Raw genomic sequence first — 24,971 nt, 5'->3', positions numbered from 1 at the left:
GTCCCGGACCAGCCCCGGACCGAATGGCGTCCCTGTGGAACCACTTCCCGACCGAAAAGCCGGCCAACCCGCAGGTCATACGCTGCTGTTCGATCGTGTCCGCCGGCATCGCGTCCAACGGCAGAACGGCCGTGAGGGAGTTGCCAGCGGGCGGCGGAGCCGTCGAGTTTCGCGTCGGCGACGGCGTCGTACGGGTCGCCGAGCGGCTGGTCGCGATCCGGCCTCTCAGCGTCGCGCACGAGCGCTGGTCGGCCCGACGAGGCGATCGTCGCAGAGCCGCGTGCCGGCCTGCTTGACGTGCCTCAGCACGGGTGAGACCTCCATGCTCTGCAGTCCGGTCAGGGACCCGATGCGATCCGAAGTGAACTCGAACAGTTCATCGAGGTCCCGGCAGTGTGCGACGGCGTGGATGTTCCAGGGCCCGGAGATGGCTGCGGCGAAGGCGATCTCGGGTTCCTGCGCGAGTGCGCGGCCCACGCTCTTCACCACCGACGGGTGAACGCGGAGCCAGAGGTTCGCGCGAGCGTGATACCCCAAGGCCGCTGGGGCGATCTCGACGTCGATGTGGACGCCGCGGTGCTGGAGCAGAGCGTCAAGGCGTCGCGAGGCACGTCCCGGAGTGAGGTCGGCGGCTGCGGCGAGATCGACGAGACTGGCGCGGCCGTCTGCAGCGAGGGCATCGAGCATCTTCTCGTCCTCGGGGGTCAGGCGCAGTGGCTCGCGGGTGACGACCGGAGACTCGGTGAAGGGGGGCCCGCCGCTCCCCAGCGCTGCCTCCTCCTGCGGGGACAGTGTGCCCTGCAGGGCGGACCAGTAGTGGGCGCGGCCCCCGAGGAACTGGCGGAGCATGGCGAAGGCGTTGATGTCGATCACGGCTGCGGTGCGCGGAAGCCGCTGCCCCAGGAGGTCCTCGCGTTGTTCCCGCGTCCGGGACTGCGTCGCGCAGGTGATCTCGCAGCCCGCCGCGCTCAGCGCTACCCAGTTGATGTCGTCACGCTTGGCGAGCGCGTCGGCGATCGCCGCGACGCTGCCGGGCCGGCAGCGCAGGCGCACCAGCCACCTGCTCTGCCCCAGGGCGCCCGGGTTGACCACGCCGGCCACCCGGATGACGCCCTCGGCGCGCAGGCGGCGATACCGACGGTTGACGGCGCCCTCGGTCAGTCCGAGGGCGGTGGCGATCGAGGCGAACGAAGCCCGCGGAGCGATCTGCAGGGCCCGAATGATTCGTACATCGTCAGGCTGTACCGAAGCGGATTCCGTCATGAACACCCTTGCCACGTCGCCGATCATACAAACGAGCGCTCGTGGCTCGCCTGCGATGCAGCGCGGACGAAACACTTGAAGCGCACGCTGAGGGGCCCCGCAGCAGCGGGCACCTGTGCCCATCCCGGGGCCTCGCCGATGCCCGAACGGAGTACGACGCTCGAAGAACGGAGATGACGCTGGATGTCATCGACTGGCACCGAACAACACCCACCGACCGCTCTCATCGTCGGGGCCTCGCGCGGCCTCGGCCACGCGATGACGGCGGAGTTCCTGGACAGGGGCTGGAACGTCATCGGCACCGTTCGCGACACCACTGCCCGAACGCCGCTGCACGATCTCGCGGACCGCACCGACGGGCGGGTGACCATCGAACACCTCGACATCAACGAACCCGGCCAACTACCCCCGTTGCACGAACGTCTGGCGCACCGCCGACTCGACGTGCTCTTCGTCAACGCGGGTACCACCAACAATGAGCAGACGCTCATCGGCGCGGTCGCGACAGCCGACTTCATCGACGTGATGGTCACCAACGCGCTCAGCCCCATGCGCGTCATCGAAGCCCTCGAAGACCTGGTGGTCCCGGCGGGGCTCATCGGGGCGATGTCCTCCGGGCAGGGCAGCATCACGAACAACACGAGCGGGGGCCGCGAGGTCTACCGAGGGAGCAAAGCAGCCCTGAACATGCTCCTGCGGAGCTTCGCGGCCCGGCAAGGTGAGACGCAGCGCGCCCTCGTACTCATGGCGCCGGGGTGGATACGCACCGCCCTGGGCGGTCCGGATGCGCCGTTCACCATCGAGGAGACCGTCCCCTTGCTGGTGGACGTCCTGCTCTCCCGACTGGGCACGCCCGGCCTGGCGTACCTGGACCGCTTCGGCCGGACCGTCCCTTGGTAAACCCTGCGGCCAGCACTCACGTGCGCCGGCTTGGGGCAGCCCTCAAGCAGTCGGATCCGGCATGCTCCAGAGGACCTGGAAGCGGGCCGCATCGCGGCGATGGAGACTCAGGGCTTCGACCTTTCGGTCCTCACCCTGACTCCGCCCGGAACCCAGGCGCTGCCCCCCGAAAGCCCCGGCGCTGAGAGCGCGAACGGGCAGGGTGTCGGGCGACGGCCGCCACGGCCACGTCGTTCCCAGCCCGTTTCGGCGCGGCGTCGGAAATCGGGCAGCCCGTGTTCACTCACCCTCAACTGCCGTCGAGTGTCCGTGATGCCTCGTACCGAGGGTTCGACCCCATGACGGAACCCTCCCTGTGCTCCGGCGAGCCGAGGACGCAACCAGTCGTTCCGGCCGCTCTACCTGACCGGGCCTTCGTCTTCTCCTCGCTGTTCGTCAGGCATGTCCAGGATGGCCTCTCGGGTGTAGTGAGGGCTTCCTCGGGGTGGGGCCGCCCCGGGGGCCATGAGTTCGGCGAGGAGTCTGCTCAGGTCATCCGTGGACAGCGCCAGGCCCAGGGTCTGCACGATGCGCAGAGCGCAGTCCCGGATGGACCGGGCGCTCTTCTCGGGCGCGGCCGTGCTCCTGATCTCGTCACACACTCGGCCGAACTGCTCAGCGCTGATCGTCGGCCTACTTGCCAGTTGCGCCATGGTGCGCTCCTCCTGGATGAACGGGCCGTTCCACCCGCTCTTCCAGAAAGCGCTGAGCACAGCCCGATGGCAACTGGAGAGAGCCGGCGCGCAGGCGATCGGCCAGAGGCGCTCAGACTCCGCTGGCCAGCGCCTGGCCTTGCAGTTCGACCGCTTCGGAACCGGTTCCTGACCGAGACCACCACCCTTTTCCTGGGCCTTCAGCGAGACAAGGTCGAGATGACCCGGTTCACCGTCGATATGCTGCTCGGATGCGCCCCGACCATGTCGGCCACTGCGCGCGCTGCCAGGGGCTGACGCGCCGTTACGGACGCAAGGCCCAGCTGTTGTGCCGGGCCTGCCGTGCGGCCAAGGCCGCCGAGGATTGCTCCGGCTCATCGGCTGAGGCCACCCGGCCATCGGCGCAGCTCCCTGTGCGAACGCGGCGACGTCTCCGAGCTCCCTGTCCTCGCGGAGTCGCACGAACCGCGCGGGATGCCTCCAGACCCCTCGGTCCCGGCGGTGTCCACGTCGGTCTCGGCGACCGGCTCGGACTCGACGGGGACGACGCCCAACGGGGTTCGTGATCCCGATGGCGTGGTGAATGGCGTCGTGAACCGTGTGCCCTCTCAGCGGTGTCCCGATGCGGCCGGGCTGAGCTGGTCCGGCGATGTATTGGCCGTGGTCGGGATGGGACGGCGTGCTGCGCGCCACGGCCCGAAAGGCCCCTCCCGGTCGTGCCGGCCCAGCAGGAGGTTCTGGGGGGCGGCGCAGGGCGCCGGTGATCGCGCCGAGGGTGCCCGGATCTCGATGAGCGCCCGGGCGACGGGCAGGTACCGCTGCTGGTTCCCACGAATGATCAGCCCTCAATGCCCGGTGACTCGGTCCAGGCGGTGAACCGCTCCTTGGCGGGGGCGACGTCGGCCGTCTCGGGTCACATGGTCCACGGGTCGGTCAGGTCGCGCCCGGCGAACAGCGCCTCCAAGCGGGCATGGCTTCACCGTGCGGCGCCCACGACAGCTCCTGCCCATCGATCCGGAGGGCATCGAACGCGACAAAGTGGGCTGGGCCGACAGCTCGGCGCGGAGCCGGATGGCAGGCCGCCCCCGCCTGCGAGTGTGGTGGTGGGGTGGGGTGGGGTGGGGGCGGATACGTCAGCGCCTCGTCGGGTCGCGCGACCAGATGGCGACGCCCCCAGGCGGGCGCCGAGGGCGATTCATCTCCGTGTACGCACAGCCAGACCACGTGCGCACAGCTTGACCACCGGCCGTGATCACGCACGGATTGACGCCTGCTGTGAGGGTTCCCAAGCTGTAGAAGGGGCGGGTGGAAGGGGTCGTGGTCGTGAGCGGTAGGCGGAGTGGACTTCCCCGGCTGCTGACCGCAGCGGAGAGGGCGGCGCCGGTGGACGCCGTCGCGGTGGTCGCTGAGGACCTCCGGCGGCGTTTCGCCGCCACGAAGGTGTCATTCCTCATCGTGGACCTGACGGGCAAGACGGTGGCGCGGCTGGCCACTGCCGTCGGTGCCGGGGGTGAACAGGAAGCCGAGCGGATTCCCATGTTCGGCAGCGTCTACGAGCAGGTGATCCGGACCCAGCGGCTGTACCAGGAGAGGACCGGGCAGGGACAGCGGGTGATCGTGCCGGTCACCAACCGGGGGGACGCCATCGGACTGCTGGAACTGCTCCTGCCCGCCGACCCCGGCGGCGACGTCCTCGACGAGGTCGGGGAAGCAGCCCACATCCTGGCCTACATCGTGATCGCCAACGGACGCTTCACGGACCTCTACACCTGGGGCAAACGCTCCAGGCCCCCCACGTTGGCTGCTGAAATCCAGTACCAGCTGCTGCCCCCGTCTCTGTCCTGCGAGGCTGCGCAGTTCACTTTGTGCGGGCACCTGGAGCCCTCCGAAGACCTCAGCGGCGACACCTTCGACTACGCGCTGGACCGCGACACCCTGCACGTGTCGGTGACCGACCCCATGGGCCATGACATCGCTTCCGCCCTGGCCGCCACAGTGCTGGTGAGCGCCCTGCGCGGCGCCCGTCGCGCAGGAGCCGACCTGGCCGAGCAGGCCCACCGGGCCGACCAGGCCCTGGCCGATCACGGCCACGGTCACGCCACCGGGCAACTGCTGCGGATCAACCTCGGCACCGGCCGCGCCCGGCTCGTCAACGCCGGCCACCCCTGGCCACTGCGCATGCGCGAGGGCGCTGCGGAAGCGATCACCTGCGAGGTGGACCATCCCTTCGGGCTACCCGTCTCCGTGCCCCACCCCTACCGTGTCCAGGACATCGACCTGCGCCCGGGTGACCGTCTGCTCATGGTGACCGATGGCATGCTCGAACGACATGGGGAGACGGTCGACCTGCTCGCCCTGCTGGAGCGCACCCGGGATCTGCACCCGCGGGAAACGGCGCTCACGCTGACGTCCGCGGCCCGGGATGCCGCCGGGGGCCGGCTCGCAGACGATGCCACCGTGATGTGCCTGGACTGGCACGGCCCCCAGCAGACCCTGCGGCACGTCAGCTCCGGCGCGGACACTCAGCAGGCTTCAGCCGGCCGCACGAAGCAGTAGCGGTGACCAGGGCGCTCCCCCGGCCGGTGCCAGACGGTTCGTTGCTCCCGCGCCTCGCCCTTCCTTCCGAGCATGAGCTCTCCCAGCAGCTGTGGGCGGCTTCGGCGACATGACCGGATGAGACATCACAAGGTGTCCGGCGAACCGTCCCGCTTCGGCTGGAAAATCGGTTCGCCGGGGAGCGCGCCGACGGCGGCAGGCTGTCTTGCGCCTGCGCCGGCAGGGGTTCCACAGGCGGTCGCAGGACCATACGTCCGGTCCACGGGTCGCCTGGGGGACCCGCTACCCGAAAGCACTCGGCCGGGTGCTGTCGCAGCCCCGCACGCGCCCAGCCGGCAAGGCGCCGAGGCCCATCGGGCCGACGACGCGGTCCCACGACTCATCATTTCTGCTCGTCCGCTGGAGACGGTTTGCGGTGCCCATCCCGGCCCCTGGCCGAGTGGGGGCCGACCCCATCTTTGCGCCTGTTCCTGTGCCTCGCGTGGCAAGTTCCCACGGTGAGATGCGGCCCCCGCAGACTGGCCCGCATCACGGGATCGATGGAGGATGGAAACAGCCACACGGCGAGCAGACAGGCCGGTTCCCTTGCCTCACGCCGACGTACCGCTGCGGTCCCTGCCGTTCGCGGATCACGCCTACCGGACGCACGAATCCAGGCGCTCTCATGAACAGCATCTACGCGTTGATCCGAATCGACGGCGGCATGCAGTTCCGCGACGGCATCCCGGACCAGGGCGCCGGCACCGGCACTGCCTTCGCCATCCAGCGGGCCGCATGGGGTGGTCACGGCCTCCACGGCGGCGTCAACAATGTCCGAGCTCCCGGCGGCACCCAGCTGCTCAACCGTATCGCCACCCTTGTTGTGTACGCGCTGGGAGGCCCCAACCGGTGCGTTTTCGGGGACCTGACCATCAGCGGCGACCGTTTTGAGTCCGGCTCCGGAAAAACCACGCCCTGCGGCCTTACAGAGGCACAACAGCACCTCATCCGCGACGTCCATGGCGCGATCTGCGGGAACGCCGACGCGGCCGAGGGCGGGGACGCAGGTCCTTCGGCTGCCTCTGGCGAGAGGGACGACTGGCCCGCCTGGGCCTGACTGGCCTGTCGCATCCGTTCCATCTGGGTCGGTCAGCGGCGTTTTTGCTGTTCAGGCTCGGATGGCGGCAGAAACGAGGTGCTGGGTCGTCCCGTTTCGCCGGCTTGTGCGTGTTGGAGTGGGCCTGCTCGCACCCGGTAGACCTCGTCCGCTACGACGTTGTCGCCCAGCATCATGTCACCCTGCATGACGGGCCGGTCGCTCCTGGTGCGCTCCGCCATGAGCCGCAGTCCGGCCGGTGCGCGAGGAGCCAGGGGCGCGACTTCCTCTCCGGCCAGGACCGACTCGGCGACCTCGATCCGTACGGAGTCCGCGAAATCCGGGACCATGAGCCTGGCGAACTCCTCCATCGTTCGCCTGACGTCGAGCGTGGTACCGATTCCGCTGGCTCGGCTGAGCAGCGCCAGGCGAGTCTGTGCCTCGTAGCGTTCCGTGATCTCAACGGCCGCCTCGCAGACGCCCAGGGGCCGGCCCGTGTCGTCCTGCAGCCGGAAGTACGAGCACGAGTAGACCCGCTGCTGCTCAGAGGAGCGGGGATGGGCCCGCGCCAGTGGACGTCGAGCACCGTCTCCCCTCAACTCCGCCCGCCACGTGCTGCGCAACCTGCACCCGGACGCTCCCGCGATCCCCGCACTGGACGAGACCGGAGCCGGCTAGGAGATCACGGCGCGACGGCTGCGCCCGGGTCGCCTCCGTCGCGGCCACCCTGCGCGACCTGGGACTCGCCGCCGCCAAACTGCGTGAGGGCACCCGCCGGGCGTGCAGCGGCTCCGCCGGCTCGTTGACTGAACCGGAGGAGCCTGAGTCGAGCCAGCCCCATGGATACGCTGCTGAACGCGGCCTACCCGCCGGGTCCCCCCTCCTGAATTCCCCACACCCGAATGCCGGTCCACCTTTCCGGGAAGTCGAAAGACCACAGGTCCTTTGCTGCCCATGCCGGCTTCTTCACGGTCCGACGGTGGTTATCGGCGCGGGCGTCGGCCTCCCCGCTCGACCCGATGCCTCGTCGACGGCGTGGGCAACGAATTCGAGGACGAGCCGTCCGGCAGGTATCCGGCATCCTGTTCAGCTCGGTCGGGGCCGAGGCGCGGAGGGCCGGGAAGTGGCACTTCCGCTCTGTCGTCGCGGCCGAGGGGGATCCTCGCGCACCGCGCGGCACACTTCCGCCACCAGATCGCCGGAGCGCACCACGAGCCGGTCGCCGCGTTTCGCGCAGCGAGGTGTTGAGGTCGGCCAGGCAGGCGGCGGGAAAGGCCACGCGGTGGGGCGCGGCGAATCCGGCCGTATCCACGGCGCGGTCACGGACGAAGGAGCGGAACGACCGCGCCGGCGGTCTCCCCCGCCGCACGGAACGGCGGATGGTCGTGCAGGCGCAGGTCGGAGGCGAAAGGAATCGCCGAGACACGCACAGTTGTCAGCTTCGTTCCGGCGGGCGGCGTCGGCCGGTGTGGACGGCACTGTCTTCCGGCGGCGTGGGGGGTCCGGAGGCGGGGCGGCCGTTCGTGGCCGGTTCAGCGCCGTCGGAGGCAGCACGCTGGACGCGGGCGGCCGCACGGACGATGTTGCGGGCCATCCCGCCGAAGACGACCGCGTGAAAGGGCGAGACGCTCCACCAGTACACCTGGCCGAGCAGCCCCCGCGGATGGAACACCGCCCGCTGCCGGTACCGCACAGGCCCGCCGTCGTCTCCGTCGACGCGCATCTCCAGCCAGGCCAGGCCCGGCAGCCGCATCTCGGCGCGTAGCCGCAGCAGCCGCCCGCGCTCGATCTCCTCCACCCTCCAGAAGTCCAGCGAGTCGCCCACCCGGAGCCGCCCGGCGTCCCGCCGACCGCGACGCAGGCCCACACCACCCACCAGACGGTCGAGCCAGCCGCGCGCCGCCCAGGCCAGCGGGAAGGAGTACCAGCCGTTCTCGCCGCCGATCCCCTCGATCACCTGCCACAGGGCGTCGGGCGCCACGTCCGCCTCACGTTCCCGGACGTCGGTGTACAAGCTGCCGCCGGCCCAGTCCGGGTCGGTCGGCAGCGGGTCGCTGGGCGCGCCGGGCATGGAGGCGGACGACCAGCGAGTGCTCACTTGCGCGTCACGTACCCGCTGCAACGCCAGGGCGACGGCCCGGTCGAAGCCGAGTGGGTGTCCCGGCGGGCTGGGCACGTACCGCTCGATGTCCCGCTCTGTGCAGACCACTTCGTGGCGCAGGGACTCTGTCAGCGGGCGGGCGATGGACGCCGGCACCGGGGTCACCAGGCCGACCCAGTGACTCGACAGGCCGGGCGTGAGCACAGGAACGGGCACGATGAGCCGCCGGGGCAGGCCGACGACGGCGGCGTACCGCTGCATCATCTCCAGGTAGGTGAGCACCTCTGGGCCGCCGATGTCGAAGGCGCGGCTGACGCCGGCCGGCAGGCCGGCGCAGCCCACCAGGACGCGCAGCACGTCCCGCACCGCGATCGGCTGGATGCGGGTCCGCACCCAGCGCGGGGTCACCATCACCGGCAGCCGCTCGGTCAGGTACCGCAGCATCTCGAAGCTGGCCGAGCCGGAACCGATGATGACGGCGGCGCGCAGAACGGCGGTCGGCACACCCGAGGCCAGTAGGACGCGGCCGACCTCGGCGCGGGAGCGCAGGTGCGGGGAGAGCCGCGATGCGTCGACGCCGGCGGGCGTGAGACCACCTAGGTAGACAAGGCGGCGGACGCCTGCCTGGTGTGCCTGCTCGCCGAAGACGTGCGCGGCGTCGCGGTCGGTCCGCTCGAAATCGCGACCGCTGCCGAGCGCGTGCACCAGGTAGTAGGCGACGTCCACACCTTCCATGGCGCGCGCCACGGACCCGGCATCGGTCACGTCGCCCCGGACGATCTCCACCCGGTCCGCCCACGGATGGTCGCGCAGCTTGCGCGGCGTGCGGACCATACAGCGCACCCGGTGACCGGCGTCCAGCAGCTCCGGCACCAGTCGGCCGCCTATGTATCCGCTCGCGCCGGTCACCAGACACGTCAGCGCTTCGCGGGCCGTCGCTTCGTCCTCGGTCGTCATCATGGCTGCCTCATGTGCAATGGTCCCCGTTCCTGCACTCGCTCGAGCACACGGTGCGCCGCACCGGACTTCTCCACTGCCTCTACCGTGCCGTCGGTCAGGCCGGATGCACTACGTGCGCGCGGCAACCGGGTGACGTGCGCGTCGGAGAGGAGGACGCCTCAGCGGGGCTCCGCACAGACGCCCGGCGGTCGCGTCGTTTTGTAGTCTGCCGACGAGGGGTCTCCGCCCTGGCGCGTCGTTCGCGTGGGCACGGGAAGCCCTGTGTACGCACGCCGGGGCCCGCCGAGACCGCATACGAGCACCGGGCGGCAGGCCGGGCCGAACAGCCGCTCAGCGCGCCTGGCGCGCTGTGCGCTGTGCGCTGGAGATCCTCCAGGGCGTCCAGGATGACGGTGCGTCGGTGCCATGCCAGCCGGCGGCCCACCACGTCGGCGGTTTCGTGCAGGGCCGCGAGCTGGCTGCTGGTGAATCCGGCGATCGGCAGGGCGTGATGCGACGAGATCACTCCCAGCAAGACACCACGCTCGTCGAGCAGCGGGACGCTGTGACAAGCGCGGCTGCCGGCGTGCAGGATCACGTGCCGGGAGTCCTCGTCGAAGACGGTGGCACTGGCGACGTCGCGAATGGTCACCTGCCGGCGGTCTCGAGCGGCCTGCGCGCATGCGGTGCCGGAGTGGTCGACGAAGGCGAAGAAGTCCGTGAACTGCCGACCGAGCCCGGAGTGCTTCTCCAGGCGCAGCAGTCCGCCCTCGGCGAGCTGCACATTGCCCATGGCGGTCTCGGTGATCTCCGGTACGCGGCGCAGCCCCGCGCCGAGGACCGCGCCCTGCGGAGCCGCCGAGCTTGTGCTGCCGGGCAGCCGGAGCCCGGGAAGCCGGGGAGCACCGGCCCGGGCGCGGTGGGGAAACCAGGCACCGGTCCGCTCGTCCGGCCCGGCGATGCGGATGACCGCGTCCGCAAGAGTATGGAGCTTGACGTTGTGCCGCTGAGAAGTACGGCGCAGCAGCTCGAACCCCTCCTCCAGGGAGGCGAGACGGTATCGCTCCTTGAGGATCCCCTGGGCGGCGGCCACGGCCGCGTGCGCGAGCATCCGATTGCGCAGTGCGACGTTCTCCTGCCGAAGCCGCTCGACCTGGTCCGCCTGGCCGGGCGGACTCGGATTCGTGCCGACGTGAGTGTCGATCTCCTGGCCCACGACTCCTCGCCCTCCTCGCTGCTCGGCAGGCCGCCCCGCATGATCCGGGCTCTTGCGTTGTCTCCTTTCCAGCGCGCGCACCTAGGCGTCACAGTCGCAGGATCATCGCGTACGGGAGCATTCGCGTGGCCTCAGGCCGAGATGCCGTCGTCCGACCGTGGCAGTCGCAGGGCGAGCAGGGCGATGTCGTCGTGGGCCCCTGCCACGAGTCCGTTCATCAGCTCGTCGCTCAGCTCGTCGAGGTCCTGGTCGACCAAGGCGGCAGCGTGCTGCCGGAGCCGGGTCATACCGTGATCCATGGATTCGCCGCGCCGTTCGATCAAACCGTCCGTGTACAACAGCAGGGTGCTGCCCTCGGGCAGGGGCAGGCAGGCACTGGGCCGTTCGGCGTGCGGGTCGACGCCCAGCAGCAGGCCGTGTGCTTCGTGCAGGTAGGCGGTCTCGCCGTCTGCGGTGACGAGGAGGGGCGGTGGATGTCCGGCACTCGCCCATTCCAGCTGGTACGGCCCTCCTTCCTGGCCCTTGAGCAGCGCGTACACGCAGGTGGCGGTCCGGTGTCTGTAGAGGGCGTCGACCGCGAGGTCCAAGCGCCGCAGGATCATGCCGGGGGGCTCCCGGCGGTCGCAGGCGATGCCACGCAGCATGTTCCGCATCTGGCTCATGGTCACGGCGGCACGCAGATCGTGGCCGGTGACGTCGCCGATGATCAAAGTGGTGTCACCGCTTTCCGGCAGGACGAAGCTGTCATACCAGTCACCGCCGATCTGCGCCGTGGTGCCCGCCGGGGAGTAGCGGGCGGTGATGCGCAGACCCGGTACGACGGGCAGGTCCGGCAGCAGGGAGCGCTGGAGGCGCTCGGCGACCGCCTGGGTCTCGGCGTAGAGCCTGGCGTTGTCGAGAGCCAGCGCGATGCGGTGGGTCAGGTCCTCGACCAGCGCCAGTTCCGCCTCGCCCCATGGCGGGTACCCCTCGCCCCTGACCAGGGTCAGCGCACCCAGCACTCTCCGGCGTGCCCGCAAGGGTGCCACGATCACGGAGTCTCCCCCGAGGCGGGCGAACGGCTGCATGGATGCGGCATGCAACGGATCGGACGCCTCCTGCCCGGTCGGCAGGCGCCCGGCCGACAACAGCAGCGGGCCGGCGCCGCGAAGCACCCGGGACAGCGGGCCTGTCGCCGTCTCCGGCACCGGCGGCAACGGTCCCGTCAGGCCGGTCAGGGCGGCGTTGGGGTCACGGTGCGAGACACAGACCCGCTCGACGGCGCCGTCCTCGTCCATCAGGTCGGCCGCGGCCCAGTCGGCCAGACCCGGCACCAGCACCCGGCACACCCGCCTGAGCCCCTCGACCGCGTCCAGCGTGCTCGACAGCGCCGCCGCGCTCCGGGTGGCGAACGCCAGCTGGTCGAGCGCGGCTCGCAGCGCAGCGTCCGCGTCATCCTCGTTCATGCCGACCACCTACCCGCCTGGTGGCCCTACGGCCGCTGCCGCCCCGGGAAACCACTCCCCAGGCAGTGCGCTGCGTCCGTGTACGGCACGGGGCCCAGGCATGTCCTTACGGTCTCACCGGGGCCGCGTCTTCTCCTTACGGCTCTGGTCGGCCGGTCGGGCCGAGGTCTATGCGTTCATGGACCGGGCCATCGCCGAGCAGTTCCGGCCCGACCACTTCGTCACCGCGCAGATGATGCGCCTGAACATCGCAACGGGCCACCTGCAGTGGGTCAACGCGGGCCACCCCGCACCGCTGCTGATCCGCAACCACCAGGTCGTACGGCAACTGACAGGCCCGACCACCCTGCCGGTCGGCTTCGGCGGTGAAGAGCCCCGGATCAGCGAGCAGATGCTCCAACACGGCGACCGGGTGCTGTGCTTCACCGACGGCCTGATCGAGGAACACGAAGCAGGCGAAGAGCAGTTCGGCGAGGAGCAACTCATCCACTGGGTCAACCGACGACGCGACCCTCTTCCTGATCGAATGGCGCGGGGGCGCCGCCGACCACCTCGCCCTGCTGGGGTGAGCCGGCAGTCGGCTCCCGGTCGTAGGAATCGTGCTCGGTGCGCGGGTGAGCCCCCGATGTGGCGCTGCGGGCATCAACGGCGCTGCAGAAGGCCGTGGTGGGAGGTCGCCGGGGTAGCCGTGGAGCAGGGTGCTGTTACCGGTGAGGGCGATGATTCGAGCCAGCGCCGGTGGCGGGTGGTGCAAGCGCAGGGATCCGCCGGCCACGGCGGTGGCCCGCGACGCGTGGAGCAAGGCGTCGAGGCCGGTCACATCGCAGAAGGCGACCGTGATCAGGTCGACGTCGACACTGCCTCACGAAGGCCGCCCAGGGCGATCACCGCCAGGCGCAGGCCCACCGTCGTGACGGTCTCCATGCCTCACATTCCTTCTGCCGGGGTGGGCACGTCGTCGATGACCGCTCGGGCAGAGGTATGCGAGGCCGGACGGCGGGTGTCATGCCCGCCCTCGGAGTCCCGGACCGCCTCCCGGATCAGGTTCGAGCCGGCCGCTGCCTCTGCCGCCGCCCGGAAACGTTCGGCCTCATGCATCAGGCCGGTCGCCGTGAGGCTCCGCGACGGGTCGGTGGCCGTAGCCATGAGCCGGGCCGCGGTGGCCGGCTCTGTCTCCGGTGGGATCACCAGCAGGTCCCAGCGGCCGACGGTATAGGAGAGCAGCAACAATTTGTGCGGGTCTTGCTCGGCTTCGAACCAGCCGACGTGCACCACGTGCCCTTGGACGGGCACCTTTCGCGGGATGACGGGCCAGAACGTGGGATTCACCGTTACTCGGGTGATCCGCCCCCACAGCGGATCAAGGACCTCGATGAGCGCCGGAAGCTCCGCCGTCAGGTCGCGGGAGCGGGGCCACCAGGCACCGTCGATCAGGGCCGGAGCGGCTCCGGGGGGTGCCAGGACGAGCCGGAGGGGCGACGAAGAAGGAGTCCGGTCTTCGACCGCGGGCGTCAACAGAATGGTCGCGGTCATGACGCGGACCCAACCCCGGGCCGGTCGTGGCCTACCCGGTTGTCGTGAATCGCCGAGAACGACGTCAGCGTGGAAGCTGGTGTGCGGAATGCTCTCGGTAATGACCAGGCTACTCCTCGTCGGGGCCCGGCGGACCGATGCGGAGCGATGGGTTGAACGAGAGCACGAAGGAGCGACGGTTCCGACGGTTCGCAGGGCCTGTGCCCGCGCCGCCGCTCATGCCGCGTCGTGCCAGGCGGCAATACCGGTCACCGTGACCGCGACGGTGACCGGCTCCGCGACACCGTGGGTGGCGAGGTGGGTGATGAGGGCGGCTGTCACCCGGTCGTGGACGTTTCGGGCGATGTCCAGCGCCCGCCGGCCCTCTGCCAGGACGCACCGCACCTCGATGTGCCATCCCGAACCGTCCGGCGCCCGGTCGGCGCGAATGCCGGCCTCGGGCGGCGTGGTGTCCGCCCGAGTGGGCGCGGCGGCTGCCGCGAGGCGCCGGGCGAGGCGGGGTTGCAGGCCGGCCACGCCAGGGACCGCGAGGGCTGCCTCCGCCGCGACGCCGAGGAGCGCGGTGGTGCCGGTGGCGGTCATCGCGTGCCACCGCCCGTCGGGAGGTGGGGGCCGAGGGTTGGCCCCGGCCCCAGTACGTCGACCACGGTGATGTCGACGGCTGTCACCGTGAGCCCCAGGTCCTGTCCGGCCGAGCGGAGGACCGATCGGCGTACCTGATGGACCCGGTCGGGTAGCGGGCGGTCGAGGGCGGCGGCCAGGGTCATGGTCACCCGCACGTCGGTGCCGGAGCCCGCGGGTACGAGCCGGCAGGTCGCGGCCCGGGCGCCGGGGACCGTGTCCGCGGCCAGCCTCAGTACCTTCGCCGCGGCGCTCTCGGTGATCCGTAGGTCCAGGTCCGGGTCGGCCAGGGGCAGCAGCCGCCCGAACCGGACCTCTGCCCTGATGATGTTCATGACGCGGTCGGCGAGTGTGTGGAGGCCGGGCGTGTCCTCGGCACGCCGCGCTCGGGTGGCCGCGTCGACCGCGGCCAGTCCCTCGGCGGCCTCACGGCAGTGAGGGCAGGAGAAGGTGTGCGGGTCCGCGGCCGGCGTCGTGTCGCGGGCCTGTTCCCAGACCTGGCTGAGCAGTTGGCCGCAGGGCAGGACCTCGTCACCTGCGAACGGGGGGACGTCGGTGGCACCCGGCCTGGGACCGGTCCCGTCGCCCCCGAGAGTCTCGGAAGGCCGAGCGTGCGGGTCATCTAGCGCCATGGGCCCATCGCCTCCTGCAGGGATCGGCGTGCCCTGAACAGTCTGCCGCGCACCGTCTGTTCGCTGGTCCGCGTCACGTGGGAGATCTCCTTGTAGGACATGCCCTGCACCTCCCGCAAAATCCAGCAGAGTCGCTGCCCGGCGTCGAGATCGCCGAGTGCGCGGGACAGGGCGGCGGTGGCCGCGTCCTGCTCGGCGGACCGGGCGGGTTGGCTCCGGACGTCCCCCGCCGCGGGCTCGGCGACGGCGTCCAGCGGGAGGGGCGGCTGCCGGCGATGACGCATGGTCAGGCAGCGGTTGACGGTGATCCGGTACATCCAGGTACGGAACTCCGCGCTGTGGTGATATTCCGGCAACCGGCGCCAGGCGCTGACGAAGGCGTCCTGAACAGCGTCCTCGGCATCGTGGGGGTTGCCGAGCATGCAACGGGCCAGGGCAAGGAGGGGTCGGCCGTGCCGCTGGACGAGAACGGCGAAGGAGTCCTCGTCCCCCTCGGCTGCCCGTACGGCCAGCAGGCCGTCCGGCAGGTCGCGTCCCATCAGGTCACGGCCCGGCGATGGGGAAACAGCGCTTTCGATCACGGCACCCCCGCACACGGCTCGGACCGTCCGCGTACCCGACGGGTCGCATGTGATGCACATCACATGCAATGCGCGTGAGGAACGCGGCGCCCGACATGTCCAACCTTTCGAAGGGCACCGCACCGGTGTCCGAGGGACCGATCGAGGCGACCGCCATGACGGACAACATCACCAGCGTCGGCGGGGGCAGCCGGCCCGAGGCGGGCGTGAGCGCGCTCAAGGGCCGCACCGGGGCCGGGGCGCCGGCCGAGACACGGGGGAAGACCACCATCGCGGACGGTGTGGTGGCCAAGATCGCGGGCATGGCGGCCCGCGAGGTACCGGGCATCTACAGCCTGGGAGCGGGGATGGCGCGCGCCTTCGGCGCCATGCGGGAACGCGTTCCCGGAGGCGGAGGCGGGGCCGTCACGCGGGGGGTGAAGGTCGAGGTCGGCGAACGTCAGGCCGCCGTGGACCTGGACGTCGTCGTCGAGTACGGCGTCTCCATCGTCGACGTCGCGGGCGACGTGCGTACCAGTGTGATCAGCGCCGTGGAGCGCATGACGGGCCTGGAGGTCGTCGAGGTGAACATCGCCGTCGGCGACGTCCACCTGCCCGACGAGGAGGAAGAAGCCGCCCCGGACGAGGGCCGCGTGAGGTGATCCGTCGCCGCGCCCCTGGCGGGCGCGGATGATCGCGCGCACGGCGACGCCCCTGCGCGAGACGGGTGAGTGCGAGATGAACGCAGCAATGACGGGCCTCGCGGCCGGTATGGCCCTCGGCTTCGCCGGTTACTTCGGCGGCTTCTGGGCCTTTCTGCTGGTGCTGGTCCTGGGTGCGGCGGGGCTGATCGTCGGCCTCGTCATACAGGGCGACCTCGACCTCCGGACACGGAGGCAGCGGTGAGGACCCGGCCCGCTCCCCCGGGGGAGGGGTCGAGCCCGCCGACGCCGACCGCCGGGCTGCCGCCCCCGGCCGAGCGGGGCGCCACCGTCATCCCGGACAGGGTGGTCGCCCGTATCGCCGCCCAGGCCGCACGCACGGCCCAGTCCCGGCGCGCCGCCGTACCGCCCGACCGCGGCGGACCGGCGGCACCCCACGCCTCCGCCACCGTCCGTACCGGGTCGGTGCGCCTGCATCTGACGATGGACCTGCCCTACCCCACCGACATCCCCCGTGTCTGCGAAGGGATCCAGCAGGACGTCGCCGAACGGGTCGCCCAGCTGACCGGCCTGCGGGTGGGAGAGGTCCTCCTCACCGTCCGGCGGCTGGTGACCGCCGCCGACGCGAGCCGGGGGCGGGTCCGGTGAGCGGCCACGCGGCCCGGGTCGCACAGCACTCCGTGGAGGAAGGGCGATCGCGATGACACCCGATCCCGGTCCTCCCGACCGCAGCGGCGCGCCGTCCGCGCACCGTGGCGCCGTGCGGCTGACGAAGGAGCCCGACCCGCCCGAGCGCGACGTGTCCACCTCGGACCTCCCACCCGGTGAGCGCGGCGGAGGGCACGGAACCCACCGCAGGTGGTCCGCGCGTCGCATCACGGCGGCACTGGTCGCCGTCGTGATCCTCGTGGCCGCGGTCGCGGCGCTGGTCGACGTCATCGCCGTACGGGCGGGACGTCCGGCAGCGGCCTGGAGACGGCATCTGGCCGACGAACTGGCCACCCGCCCGGTGGACCATGTGTGGATGCTGACGGGAGCCGCCGTGGCCGCCGCCGTCGGCGTCTGGCTGATCGTCCTGGCCCTCACCCCCGGTCAACGCCGCTGGCTCCCCCTGCGCTCCCCCGCCGACTGCCCCCGTGTGCGGGCCTTCCTGGACCGCGACGGCGCCTCCGGTCTGCTGCGCGACGCCGCGATGCGGGTCCCCGGAGTCGGCTCGGCGCGCGTCCTCGTAGGCCGCCACCGCATCCGAGCCCGCGCGGACGTCCGCTTCCGCGACCCCCAGCGGGTGAAGGACGACCTCACCGCCGTCCTCGGCGAGGAACGCGACCAGCTGGCCCTCGCTCGTCCTCCCCGCATCGTCGTACGGGTACGGCGACGCACCGACTGACCGACAACCGCACCACCGGGAGCCCGCACCATGACGCCGCGATCCGCACTCAACCGCAGTCTGCTGGCCCTCACCGGACTGGTTCTGCTCGGCGGCGGACTGCTGGTCCTCTTCGCCGGGCTCGACCTCTACCGGCGGCACGATCTGGTCCCGCCCGCCGGCTGGCCTCTGACCACCCCGGCCGACGTCCTGCTCGGCTCCGCCGACCGGGCCCGCTGGAGCAGCCAGGGCTGGTGGTGGTGGCCCGCGGTCATCGCCGCCCTCGTCCTCACCGCCCTGCTCGCCCTGTGGTGGCTGCTCGCCCAGCTGAGCCGACGCCGCCCCGGCTCCCTGCCCGTCGGCGGCACACCACCGCAGGAGGGCGTCGAACTGCGCGACCGCGCGCTCAGCGACGCGATCGCGAACGAGGCCGGCGCCCTGCCGGGGATCGAACACGCGACCGCACACATCACCGGCCGACCAGCCCACCACCGCACCCACGTCAGGCTCACCCTCACCCCCGAGGGCGCGCCCGGCGCCGCTCTCGGTGCCCTCTGCGAAGGCCCGCTCAGCACCGCTCGCCGGTCCACCGGCCTCCCTGACCCGCCCACCGAGGTCCGCGTACAGGTCACCCGTCACAGACCACACCGCGTGGAGTGAGGGGAAGACCGGCCGTTCCCGCCCCAACGCTCTTGCGGATCATTGCGGTTCGCAGGGGAACAGCACTGCTCCCCGAAGGAGAGATCATGATCGTCCTGGGCATCATTCTGCTCGTCGTCGGCTTTCTCACCGGCATTTCCATCCTGTGGACCATCGGGATCATCCTGGCGGTCGTCGGAGCCATCCTGTGGGTCCTCGGCGCGATGGGACACGCCGTCGCCGGTCGACGCCACTACTGGTGATCGAGGTCGGGCACTGAAGGGCAGTGACCCGGGCAGCGGGCAGTCGGCGCGGCCCCCACAAGCGTTCGCGGCGGCGGATGATGGAGGCGGAGAGGTCGATCCGGCTGCGGTCTCCGCCGTGCCGGGCACGGGCGCGGCGCGCCCGGTGGCCGTTGTCCGGGCCCTCGCCGAACGATCGCACGGCCGACTCGGTCGGGACGGTGGATCAGCCCCCGGCCTGGGTGGAAGCTTCCACGCCGCGTCGGCCTGTCAGGCTGCGTCGGGAGTTCGCATGCACAGCACCTCCGTGAAGATCCGCCAGGACGTCCCCCCGGGCCACGGCGATGACGGGCGGTGAGCGGCAGGGCCCCGGGGAAGGCTCCGACCGGTCGGAGCGCTTCGGGGAGGAGTTTCTGGGAGCCCTGCTGGACCGAGGGCACGAGTTGCCGCCGCACCAGCTCGGTCCGCTCGTCGCGCGGCAGATCGGCAGGCTCGATGGCCGCGAGACCTCGGTCTTCCTGCAGGACTACGGTCAGGTGTGGCTCGTCCCTCTGCCGGGTGACGGGCTGGCGGCCGGGGAACCGCAGCAGATCGACGGCTCCGATGCGGGTCGTGCCTTCCAGGAGGCGCGTCCCGTAGAGGTGCCGCAGGCCGACGGTGTGCGGGTCTACCTGCCCCTGCTGGACGGTGGCGACCAGGTGGGCGTCATGGCCGTCACCCTGGACCGCCTCCACGACGACGACCGACGGCTGCTGGGCAGACTCGCCTCGCTCGTGGCCGACATGCTGGTGACCAAGCACGGTTACACCGATCTGTTCTTCCTGCTGCGGCGCAGAGAACCGATGAGTGTGGCGGCGGAGATCCAATGGTCGCTGCTGCCACCGCTGGCGATGTCCACACCCCGGGTCGGGTTGGCCGGGATGCTGGAACCCGCCTATGACGTGGCCGGCGACAGCTTCGACTACGCCCTCAACGGCGATGTCCTGCATGTGGCCATGGTCGACGCGATGGGCCACGGACTGGACGCCGCCGCGATGGCCACGGTGGTCATCGGGGCCTACCGGCATGCCCGGCGGATCAGCGTCGGCCTGTCGGAGATCTACGCGTTCATGGACCGGGCCGTCGCCGAGCAGTTCGGCCCCGACCACTTCGCGACCGCTCAGATGATGCGGCTCGACACGGCCGCGGGCCGGCTTCAGTGGGTCAACGCCGGACATCCCGCTCCTTTGCTGATCCGTGGACACCGTGTCGTACGGCGACTGCACGGCCCGACGACGCTGCCCGTCGGCTTCGGCGGTCACGAGCCCCGGATCAGTGAAGTGGCTCTCGCCCCCGGCGACCGGATCATGTGCTTCACCGACGGACTGATCGAGGAGCGCGATGTCGGCGGTGAGGAATTCGGTGAGGAACAGCTCATTGCCTGGGTGAACCGCCTCGAACCCACGGCGCAGGGAGATCCGGACGGTGGCCCGCTCCCTCTCCCACACGCTGCAACGGGCGCGGGGCGGGATCACGACGGACGACGCGACGCTCCTGCTGATCGAGTGGCGCGGCTCAGGCTGACCGGCCTCACGGCGGCAGCCGGGTGGAAAGCCATCTGCCCTGATCACTTGCGACATGCCACGTTTGTCGTAATGGGCACCTTGGGTGGTCGGCCGCGTCACTCTGGAAGGGTTGATCACGGTCGTGTCAGGAGCCCTGTGCTCGGATCACGTGAGAGGGTCGAGCGGAACGGCCGTGCCCGCCGGACAGCCCGAGCGTGTCGGGGCGGGCGCCGCATCCGCGGCACGAGGTCAGCAGGAACATGATGACCGAGACTTCGAGGACACCGGTGCAAGAGCGCGGCCATGGCACAAGGTGAGCGGCGACCCGACAACGGCATGACGGACCGTTCGGAAGGGTTCGGTGAGCGGCTACTGGGGGTGCTGCTGGACCGGGCACACGAGATGCCGCCGCAGCTGATCGCCCCGCTGATCGCGGAAGAGGTGGCCAGGGTCGGTGGCCGCGACGTCTCGATCCTGCTGCAGGACTACGGCCAGCTGGTGCTGGTGCCGCTGCCGGGTCGGCGGCTGATGGTCGGCGAGCCCGAGCCGATCGGTGACTCTCCCGCCGGCACCGCCTTCCTGCAGGCGACCACTGTCGAGGTGCCGCAGCCCGACGGCGTCCGGATGTACCTACCGCTGCTGGACGGCAGCGACCAGGTCGGAGTGATGGGCCTCACCCTGGACACCGTCGATGACGACGACCGGCGGCTACTGCGCAGGCTCGCCGGTCTGGTGGCCGACATGCTGGTCACCAAGCACAGCTACACCGACCAGTTCTTCCTCGCCCGGCGCCGCGAACCGATGAGCGTGGCCGCCGAGATCCAGTGGTCCCTGCTGCCGCCGCTGGCGATGTCCGTCCCACAGACAGCAGTGGCCGGAATCCTGGAGCCCGCCTACAGCGTCGCAGGCGACAGCTTCGACTACGCCCTCAACGAGGACATCCTGCACCTGGCCATCGTCGATGCGATGGGCCACGGCCTGGACGCCGCCACGATGGCGACCGTCGCCGTCGGGGCCTACCGGCACGCCAGACGTGCCGACATCGGCCTGTCCGAGATCTACGCGTTCATGGACCGGGCCATCGCGGAGCAGTTCGGGCCCGACCACTTCGTCACCGCGCAGATGATGCGCCTGAACATCGCAACGGGCCACCTGCAGTGGGTCAACGCGGGCCACCCCGCACCGCTGCTGATCCGCAACCACCAGGTCGTACGGCAACTGACAGGCCCGACCACCCTGCCGGTCGGCTTCGGCGGTGAAGAGCCCCGGATCAGCGAGCAGATGCTCCAACACGGCGACCGGGTGCTGTGCTTCACCGACGGCCTGATCGAGGAGCACGAAGCAGGCGAAGAGCAGTTCGGGGAGGAGCAACTCATCCACTGGGTCAACCGCATCGAACACACAGAGAAGGGAGTACGCGCGGTGGTGCGCGCACTCTCCCACGCTCTGAAACAGCAACGGGGCGGCCGCACCAGCGACGACGCGACCCTCTTCCTGATCGAATGGCGCGGGGGCGCCGCCGACCACCTCGCCATCCTGGAGTGAGGCGACCGCCAGTGAGGCGAACAGCCGGTTCAGCAGCCTGCGTTCCAGGCGCAGGGCCGACTGGTTACCTCATGGCAGGCCGCCCTGGTGCGGGAGCCCCTTCCGCTGAGCCGTTGAGCAGCTGAGCCGGTTGCGGGGGGTTCACTTCTCGGTTCGGTGCCACAGCCGGGTATGGCCGGAGGGCAAGGTCACCGTGCGACCGTCGTGGCGCGTCGTGAACAGCTGAATCACGAGCACGCCCACGGCGATCATCCCAGGAGCAGGATCACTGTCGCGAAGGTCTCCATGCCTTCACATCCCTTCTGCCGGGGTCGGCAAAAGGTCAATGACCGCTCCGACAGGGGTATGTGAGGTCGGGTGGCGGGCGTCATGCCCGCCTTCGGATTCCCAGACCGCCTCCCGCATCGAGTCCGAGTCGGCCTCGTCCTCTGCCATGGTCCGGAAGCCTTCGGCCTCCTGCATCAGGCCGCTCGCCGTGAGGTTCCGTGACGGGTCGGTGGCCATGACCATGAGCCGGGCCGCGGTGGCCGGGTCTGTCTCCGGTGGAATCACCAGCAGGTCCCAGCGGCCGAAGGTGTAGGACAGCAGCATCAGCTTGTGCGGGTCTTGCCCGGCGTTGGACCAGCCGACGCACACCATGTGGCCGTGCGCGGGCACTCTTCCTGGAATGACCGGCCAGAACGTACGGCTCACCGCTACCCGGGCGATCCGCCCCCACAGCGCCTCGAGACATTCGGCGAGCGCCGGGAGCTGCTCCGTCAGGTTGCGCGAGCGGGGCCACCAGGCACCATCGATCAGGGCCGGAGGGGCGCCGGCCGGTGCCAGCGTGAGTCGGAGTGGTGACGAAGAAGGGGCCCGGTCCTCGACTGCGGGCGTGAAAGGCATGGTCGCGGTCATGGCGCGGACCCAACCCCGGGCCGGTCACGGCCGGCCCGGTTGTCATGAATCGCCGAGGACGACGTCGGCCTGGAAGCCGGTGTACGAGGTGCTCTCGGTAATCCCCACGGTACTCCTCGCCGACCCCCGACGGACCGATGCGGAGCGACGGGCTGAACGCAACACGAGGCCCTGGTCGTCAGCCGCCGCGGTCGGCGCAGGAGGCGCCCACGGGAGCGCCGGGACAGTCGCACGGCGTCGAGGGCCATGTCGGCCACGAGGAGCACGGTGCCGATGATCAGCAGATGGCCGGGGCCCTCCGCTGTCGCGCCGATGAGTCCCGGCACGACAGCCACGAGGACGATCAGAACGGGTACTCACCGATCACGTGACACAGCCAAGGAGTGCTGGACCAGGGCATCGAGCCGTCGGGCGTGAGACCGGTCCGGCAACCGGCATACGACACGCCCCGGCACCCGCAGCGCGCCCCCGCCGGTATCGACAGCCGCTTCACGGAATGCGGCGTCGTCTCCACAACCGCCCCGGCGTGTGCGGAGTACCGTGGACAACACCGAGGGCATTTCGCACACCGGCTTCCACGCCGGGTCGTTCTCGGCGAGAGATGAAACCCGGGTCGCCGCGAAGGCGGCCCGGAGACGGGTCCGCATCATGTCGGCGACCTTGCACCAACCCCTGCCACACCACGAGCCCGTCGCAGCCCCGGCCGCGCGTCTCGCGCTGAAGACAGACGGCACGTCGCGCGGCCTCCTGGACGGTGCCTGGTGGCCCCGCTCCCGGGACCTGCCGAGCGAGCTGCCCGCACTGACCGACGTGCTGGACCCCCTGTGGGGCCGCATCACCCGCATCGCCGTCAACCCGAAGTGCTGGCCGGTCATCCCGCACGAGATCCCCGTGGGCGGTCATGTCGTCAAGGTCGGCTGGTTCACCCCGGAGATCGAGCCGCACAAGCTGCTGCTGCTCTCCTACGGCACCGGCCGCTGGGATCTGCTGGTCATCCCACCCGAGACCGGGGCGGAGTCGGCGGCCCGCCTGATGGCGGCCGCGTCCGACTACGACGGTCCACCGATGACCGCAAGCGCTCTCATCGCCGCGGACGAGACCCGGAGTGCCGCCTCCGCTGCCGACCGGCCACTCGAACCGGACGAGGCAGGGAAGTACGAGAGCGGCCCCTCCTCTGCGGCCGTTCCGGCACGGACCCATCGCGTCAGTCGCCTGATCATCGGCATGTGAGACAACCGCCATGAACATCTTCCTGACGACCGGCGTCTTCCTGGTCCTCATCGCAGCGGCGGCATTCGTGATCCACCGGCTCGACATCGAGCACGCCGAAAGGATCGCCGTGCACCGGTACAGTCGCGTCCTGCCCGGCGGTCCGAGTCGCGGCACCGACACGGCACGACCCCCTGCGGGACCACCGCGGTCCACCTCGCCGACCGTCGGCGAACGACGTGACCACCGTGACGGGGGCCGCGGCCGCTTCCCACCGCGCCGCCGCGACCGCATCACTCACCACGGGTGACGAGGCGATGTCCCCGGCCCCACGCACCGACCGTCGGCGCGGCCCGTACCGACGGGTTTCGGCCCTGCCTCACGAACCGACGCGGGCACAGGCAGGGGTCTCGACCGGCGGGTCCCCGCCCCACGTGGCCCTCGTCCCGAGGAGCAGCACATGCAAGCCCTGATCGTTCTCATCGTCGTGATCGGCATCCTGGCCGTCCTGGCCCTCGCCCTGTCCGTGAAGGTCGTCAAGCAGTACGAGAAGGGAGTGCTGTTCCGCTTCGGCCGACTCGTCGGAACACGCTCCCCGGGACTGCGGTTCATCATCCCGTTCGTCGACACCCTGCACCGGGTGTCCCTGCGGGTCGTCACCATGCCGATCCAGTCCCAGGGCATCATCACCCGGGACAACGTGAGCGTTGACGTGTCGGCGGTCGCCTACTTCCGCGTCGTCGACGCCGTCAAGTCGGTCGTCGCCGTGGAGAACGTCAACGCGGCGATCAACCAGATCGCCCAGACCACCCTGCGGAAGGTCGTCGGCCGGCACACGCTCGACGAGACGCTGTCGGAGACGGACCGCATCAACCTGGACATCCGCCAGATCCTCGACGTCACCACCGTCGACTGGGGTGTGCAGGTCACGCTGGTCGAGCTCAAGGACATCCAACTGCCCGACACCATGAAGCGCGCCATGGCCCGCCAGGCCGAGGCCGAGCGGGAGAAGCGAGCGAAGATCATCAACGCGGAGGGCGAGTCGCTGGCCGCGGCCGCGCTCGGCGACGCCTCGGACACCATGATGGCCCACCCCCTGGCGCTTCAACTGCGCAATCTGCAGAGCCTGGTGGAGATCGGTGTCGACCAGAACACCACCGTCGTCTTCCCGGCCCCCCTCATGAGCACGATCGGCGAGCTCGGCTCCTTCCTCGCCCGGGAAACCGCGGCCGCTGCACCCGCCGCGGCAGCGCCACTGGCCGGCACCGGCCGCACCGACAAGTCCCTCAGCCCGGCCGGCACCGCAGCGTGACCCGACTACGGCCCGCACCATC

At 70.7% G+C, this 24,971-nt stretch carries 24 protein-coding genes and 4 pseudogenes; 15 read left to right on the top strand and 13 right to left on the bottom strand.

What is annotated here, in order from left to right:
• Positions 1 to 225: 225 nt before the first annotated feature.
• Positions 226 to 1,290 carry an Lrp/AsnC family transcriptional regulator gene (locus ACWGKT_RS00325; RefSeq protein WP_453271829.1) on the bottom strand — a complete coding sequence of 355 codons (1,065 nt, stop codon included), beginning with the start codon at positions 1,288 to 1,290 and terminating at the stop codon, positions 226 to 228.
• Between the two features lie 156 nt (positions 1,291 to 1,446).
• Here ACWGKT_RS00325 and ACWGKT_RS00320 point away from each other — a divergent pair, with 156 nt between their 5' ends.
• Positions 1,447 to 2,163, top strand: coding sequence for an SDR family NAD(P)-dependent oxidoreductase (locus ACWGKT_RS00320; RefSeq protein WP_453271828.1), 717 nt, complete (start codon positions 1,447 to 1,449; stop codon positions 2,161 to 2,163).
• Between the two features lie 398 nt (positions 2,164 to 2,561).
• On the opposite strand, the gene ACWGKT_RS00315 is transcribed toward ACWGKT_RS00320, so the two are convergent.
• Positions 2,562 to 2,915, bottom strand: coding sequence for a hypothetical protein (locus tag ACWGKT_RS00315; RefSeq protein ID WP_397641263.1), 354 nt, complete (start codon positions 2,913 to 2,915; stop codon positions 2,562 to 2,564).
• 1,323 nt (positions 2,916 to 4,238) lie between these two features.
• Between ACWGKT_RS00315 and ACWGKT_RS00310 the strand changes: the two genes are divergently transcribed.
• A complete protein-coding gene (locus tag ACWGKT_RS00310) occupies positions 4,239 to 5,411 on the top strand; it encodes a PP2C family protein-serine/threonine phosphatase (RefSeq protein ID WP_453272077.1) in 1,173 nt (390 codons plus the stop codon).
• Between the two features lie 664 nt (positions 5,412 to 6,075).
• Positions 6,076 to 6,507, top strand: coding sequence for a hypothetical protein (locus ACWGKT_RS00305; protein WP_453271827.1), 432 nt, complete (start codon positions 6,076 to 6,078; stop codon positions 6,505 to 6,507).
• A 32-nt stretch (positions 6,508 to 6,539) separates the two neighbouring features.
• On the opposite strand, the gene ACWGKT_RS00300 is transcribed toward ACWGKT_RS00305, so the two are convergent.
• From ACWGKT_RS00300 to ACWGKT_RS00280, 5 genes and pseudogenes are all read right to left on the bottom strand, one after another.
• Complete coding sequence (locus ACWGKT_RS00300) at positions 6,540 to 7,109, bottom strand: PAS domain-containing protein (RefSeq protein WP_453271826.1); 570 nt, start codon at positions 7,107 to 7,109, stop codon at positions 6,540 to 6,542.
• Positions 7,110 to 7,647: 538 nt separating this feature from the next.
• Positions 7,648 to 7,916 (bottom strand): annotated as a pseudogene (locus ACWGKT_RS00295) (deoxyribodipyrimidine photo-lyase); the annotation flags it as partial.
• 5 nt (positions 7,917 to 7,921) lie between these two features.
• Positions 7,922 to 9,547, bottom strand: coding sequence for an SDR family oxidoreductase (locus ACWGKT_RS00290; RefSeq protein WP_453271825.1), 1,626 nt, complete (start codon positions 9,545 to 9,547; stop codon positions 7,922 to 7,924).
• A gap of 94 nt (positions 9,548 to 9,641) precedes the next feature.
• A complete protein-coding gene (locus tag ACWGKT_RS00285; RefSeq protein WP_453271824.1) occupies positions 9,642 to 10,742 on the bottom strand; it encodes a GAF and ANTAR domain-containing protein in 1,101 nt (366 codons plus the stop codon).
• Between the two features lie 131 nt (positions 10,743 to 10,873).
• Positions 10,874 to 12,187, bottom strand: coding sequence for a PP2C family protein-serine/threonine phosphatase (locus ACWGKT_RS00280; RefSeq protein ID WP_453271823.1), 1,314 nt, complete (start codon positions 12,185 to 12,187; stop codon positions 10,874 to 10,876).
• Between the two features lie 154 nt (positions 12,188 to 12,341).
• On the opposite strand from ACWGKT_RS00280, the pseudogene ACWGKT_RS00275 reads away from it, so the two are divergent.
• Positions 12,342 to 12,756, top strand: a pseudogene (locus ACWGKT_RS00275) (PP2C family protein-serine/threonine phosphatase); the annotation flags it as partial.
• Positions 12,757 to 12,905: 149 nt separating this feature from the next.
• Here the strand turns inward: ACWGKT_RS00275 and ACWGKT_RS00270 are convergent.
• From ACWGKT_RS00270 to ACWGKT_RS00250, 5 genes and pseudogenes are all read right to left on the bottom strand, one after another.
• Positions 12,906 to 13,031 (bottom strand): annotated as a pseudogene (locus ACWGKT_RS00270) (STAS domain-containing protein); the annotation flags it as partial.
• A gap of 83 nt (positions 13,032 to 13,114) precedes the next feature.
• The gene (locus ACWGKT_RS00265) at positions 13,115 to 13,720 is read right to left on the bottom strand and encodes a DUF5994 family protein (RefSeq protein WP_453271822.1); all 606 of its coding nucleotides are present in this window, start codon (positions 13,718 to 13,720) and stop codon (positions 13,115 to 13,117) included.
• Between the two features lie 216 nt (positions 13,721 to 13,936).
• Positions 13,937 to 14,302, bottom strand: a complete 366-nt coding sequence (locus tag ACWGKT_RS00260) for a hypothetical protein (protein ID WP_453271821.1) — start codon at positions 14,300 to 14,302, stop codon at positions 13,937 to 13,939.
• Positions 14,299 to 14,973, bottom strand: coding sequence for a hypothetical protein (locus ACWGKT_RS00255; protein ID WP_453271820.1), 675 nt, complete (start codon positions 14,971 to 14,973; stop codon positions 14,299 to 14,301). The genes ACWGKT_RS00260 and ACWGKT_RS00255 overlap by 4 nt, the downstream gene beginning before the upstream one ends.
• The gene (locus tag ACWGKT_RS00250; protein WP_453271819.1) at positions 14,964 to 15,512 is read right to left on the bottom strand and encodes an RNA polymerase sigma factor; all 549 of its coding nucleotides are present in this window, start codon (positions 15,510 to 15,512) and stop codon (positions 14,964 to 14,966) included. Before ACWGKT_RS00250 ends, ACWGKT_RS00255 begins: the two co-directional genes overlap by 10 nt.
• Positions 15,513 to 15,709: 197 nt before the next feature.
• Between ACWGKT_RS00250 and ACWGKT_RS00245 the strand changes: the two genes are divergently transcribed.
• The 8 genes and pseudogenes from ACWGKT_RS00245 to ACWGKT_RS00210 all read left to right on the top strand — a co-directional run bounded on the left by ACWGKT_RS00245 (position 15,710) and on the right by ACWGKT_RS00210 (position 21,531).
• On the top strand, positions 15,710 to 16,195 hold the full coding sequence (locus ACWGKT_RS00245; protein ID WP_453272076.1) for an Asp23/Gls24 family envelope stress response protein: 486 nt from the start codon (positions 15,710 to 15,712) through the stop codon (positions 16,193 to 16,195).
• Between the two features lie 76 nt (positions 16,196 to 16,271).
• Complete coding sequence (locus ACWGKT_RS00240; protein WP_453271818.1) at positions 16,272 to 16,439, top strand: hypothetical protein; 168 nt, start codon at positions 16,272 to 16,274, stop codon at positions 16,437 to 16,439.
• Positions 16,436 to 16,843, top strand: coding sequence for an Asp23/Gls24 family envelope stress response protein (locus tag ACWGKT_RS00235; RefSeq protein WP_453271817.1), 408 nt, complete (start codon positions 16,436 to 16,438; stop codon positions 16,841 to 16,843). Before ACWGKT_RS00240 ends, ACWGKT_RS00235 begins: the two co-directional genes overlap by 4 nt.
• A 52-nt stretch (positions 16,844 to 16,895) precedes the next feature.
• Complete coding sequence (locus ACWGKT_RS00230) at positions 16,896 to 17,582, top strand: DUF6286 domain-containing protein (RefSeq protein WP_453271816.1); 687 nt, start codon at positions 16,896 to 16,898, stop codon at positions 17,580 to 17,582.
• 30 nt (positions 17,583 to 17,612) lie between these two features.
• Positions 17,613 to 18,221: an alkaline shock response membrane anchor protein AmaP gene (locus ACWGKT_RS00225; RefSeq protein WP_453271815.1), complete on the top strand. Its 609-nt coding sequence runs from the start codon at positions 17,613 to 17,615 to the stop codon at positions 18,219 to 18,221.
• An 86-nt stretch (positions 18,222 to 18,307) separates the two neighbouring features.
• Positions 18,308 to 18,463: a DUF6131 family protein gene (locus ACWGKT_RS00220; RefSeq protein ID WP_400131302.1), complete on the top strand. Its 156-nt coding sequence runs from the start codon at positions 18,308 to 18,310 to the stop codon at positions 18,461 to 18,463.
• 323 nt (positions 18,464 to 18,786) lie between these two features.
• Positions 18,787 to 20,005, top strand: a pseudogene (locus ACWGKT_RS00215) (PP2C family protein-serine/threonine phosphatase).
• A 284-nt stretch (positions 20,006 to 20,289) separates the two neighbouring features.
• Positions 20,290 to 21,531 carry a PP2C family protein-serine/threonine phosphatase gene (locus tag ACWGKT_RS00210; RefSeq protein WP_453271814.1) on the top strand — a complete coding sequence of 414 codons (1,242 nt, stop codon included), beginning with the start codon at positions 20,290 to 20,292 and terminating at the stop codon, positions 21,529 to 21,531.
• 291 nt (positions 21,532 to 21,822) lie between these two features.
• Here ACWGKT_RS00210 and ACWGKT_RS00205 read toward each other — a convergent pair whose 3' ends face one another.
• Complete coding sequence (locus ACWGKT_RS00205) at positions 21,823 to 22,428, bottom strand: DUF5994 family protein (protein WP_453271813.1); 606 nt, start codon at positions 22,426 to 22,428, stop codon at positions 21,823 to 21,825.
• A gap of 540 nt (positions 22,429 to 22,968) precedes the next feature.
• On the opposite strand from ACWGKT_RS00205, the gene ACWGKT_RS00200 reads away from it, so the two are divergent.
• The 3 genes from ACWGKT_RS00200 (at position 22,969) to ACWGKT_RS00190 (ending at position 24,949) form a co-directional block, all read left to right on the top strand.
• Complete coding sequence (locus ACWGKT_RS00200; protein WP_453271812.1) at positions 22,969 to 23,658, top strand: DUF5994 family protein; 690 nt, start codon at positions 22,969 to 22,971, stop codon at positions 23,656 to 23,658.
• A gap of 10 nt (positions 23,659 to 23,668) precedes the next feature.
• On the top strand, positions 23,669 to 23,947 hold the full coding sequence (locus ACWGKT_RS00195; RefSeq protein ID WP_453271811.1) for a hypothetical protein: 279 nt from the start codon (positions 23,669 to 23,671) through the stop codon (positions 23,945 to 23,947).
• 150 nt (positions 23,948 to 24,097) lie between these two features.
• Positions 24,098 to 24,949: a slipin family protein gene (locus ACWGKT_RS00190; RefSeq protein WP_453271810.1), complete on the top strand. Its 852-nt coding sequence runs from the start codon at positions 24,098 to 24,100 to the stop codon at positions 24,947 to 24,949.
• The last annotated feature ends 22 nt before the right edge of the window (positions 24,950 to 24,971 follow it).

The sequence above is a fragment of the Streptomyces sp. NPDC054794 genome (assembly GCF_053611585.1).
Note: the sequence above shows the minus strand (reverse complement) of the source record. Positions and strands in the feature narration are given on the sequence as shown.

Coding starts and splice junctions, on each gene's coding strand:
- ACWGKT_RS00325 (WP_453271829.1), bottom strand. CDS start 1,290: ATGATCGGCGACGTGGCAAGGGTGTTCATGACGGAATCCGCTTCGGTA.
- ACWGKT_RS00320 (WP_453271828.1), top strand. CDS start 1,447: ATGTCATCGACTGGCACCGAACAACACCCACCGACCGCTCTCATCGTC.
- ACWGKT_RS00305 (WP_453271827.1), top strand. CDS start 6,076: ATGAACAGCATCTACGCGTTGATCCGAATCGACGGCGGCATGCAGTTC.
- ACWGKT_RS00290 (WP_453271825.1), bottom strand. CDS start 9,547: ATGATGACGACCGAGGACGAAGCGACGGCCCGCGAAGCGCTGACGTGT.
- ACWGKT_RS00280 (WP_453271823.1), bottom strand. CDS start 12,187: ATGAACGAGGATGACGCGGACGCTGCGCTGCGAGCCGCGCTCGACCAG.
- ACWGKT_RS00265 (WP_453271822.1), bottom strand. CDS start 13,720: ATGACCGCGACCATTCTGTTGACGCCCGCGGTCGAAGACCGGACTCCT.
- ACWGKT_RS00260 (WP_453271821.1), bottom strand. CDS start 14,302: ATGACCGCCACCGGCACCACCGCGCTCCTCGGCGTCGCGGCGGAGGCA.
- ACWGKT_RS00255 (WP_453271820.1), bottom strand. CDS start 14,973: ATGGCGCTAGATGACCCGCACGCTCGGCCTTCCGAGACTCTCGGGGGC.
- ACWGKT_RS00250 (WP_453271819.1), bottom strand. CDS start 15,512: ATGGGACGCGACCTGCCGGACGGCCTGCTGGCCGTACGGGCAGCCGAG.
- ACWGKT_RS00245 (WP_453272076.1), top strand. CDS start 15,710: ATGACGGACAACATCACCAGCGTCGGCGGGGGCAGCCGGCCCGAGGCG.
- ACWGKT_RS00240 (WP_453271818.1), top strand. CDS start 16,272: ATGAACGCAGCAATGACGGGCCTCGCGGCCGGTATGGCCCTCGGCTTC.
- ACWGKT_RS00230 (WP_453271816.1), top strand. CDS start 16,896: ATGACACCCGATCCCGGTCCTCCCGACCGCAGCGGCGCGCCGTCCGCG.
- ACWGKT_RS00225 (WP_453271815.1), top strand. CDS start 17,613: ATGACGCCGCGATCCGCACTCAACCGCAGTCTGCTGGCCCTCACCGGA.
- ACWGKT_RS00220 (WP_400131302.1), top strand. CDS start 18,308: ATGATCGTCCTGGGCATCATTCTGCTCGTCGTCGGCTTTCTCACCGGC.
- ACWGKT_RS00210 (WP_453271814.1), top strand. CDS start 20,290: ATGGCACAAGGTGAGCGGCGACCCGACAACGGCATGACGGACCGTTCG.
- ACWGKT_RS00205 (WP_453271813.1), bottom strand. CDS start 22,428: ATGACCGCGACCATGCCTTTCACGCCCGCAGTCGAGGACCGGGCCCCT.
- ACWGKT_RS00195 (WP_453271811.1), top strand. CDS start 23,669: ATGAACATCTTCCTGACGACCGGCGTCTTCCTGGTCCTCATCGCAGCG.
- ACWGKT_RS00190 (WP_453271810.1), top strand. CDS start 24,098: ATGCAAGCCCTGATCGTTCTCATCGTCGTGATCGGCATCCTGGCCGTC.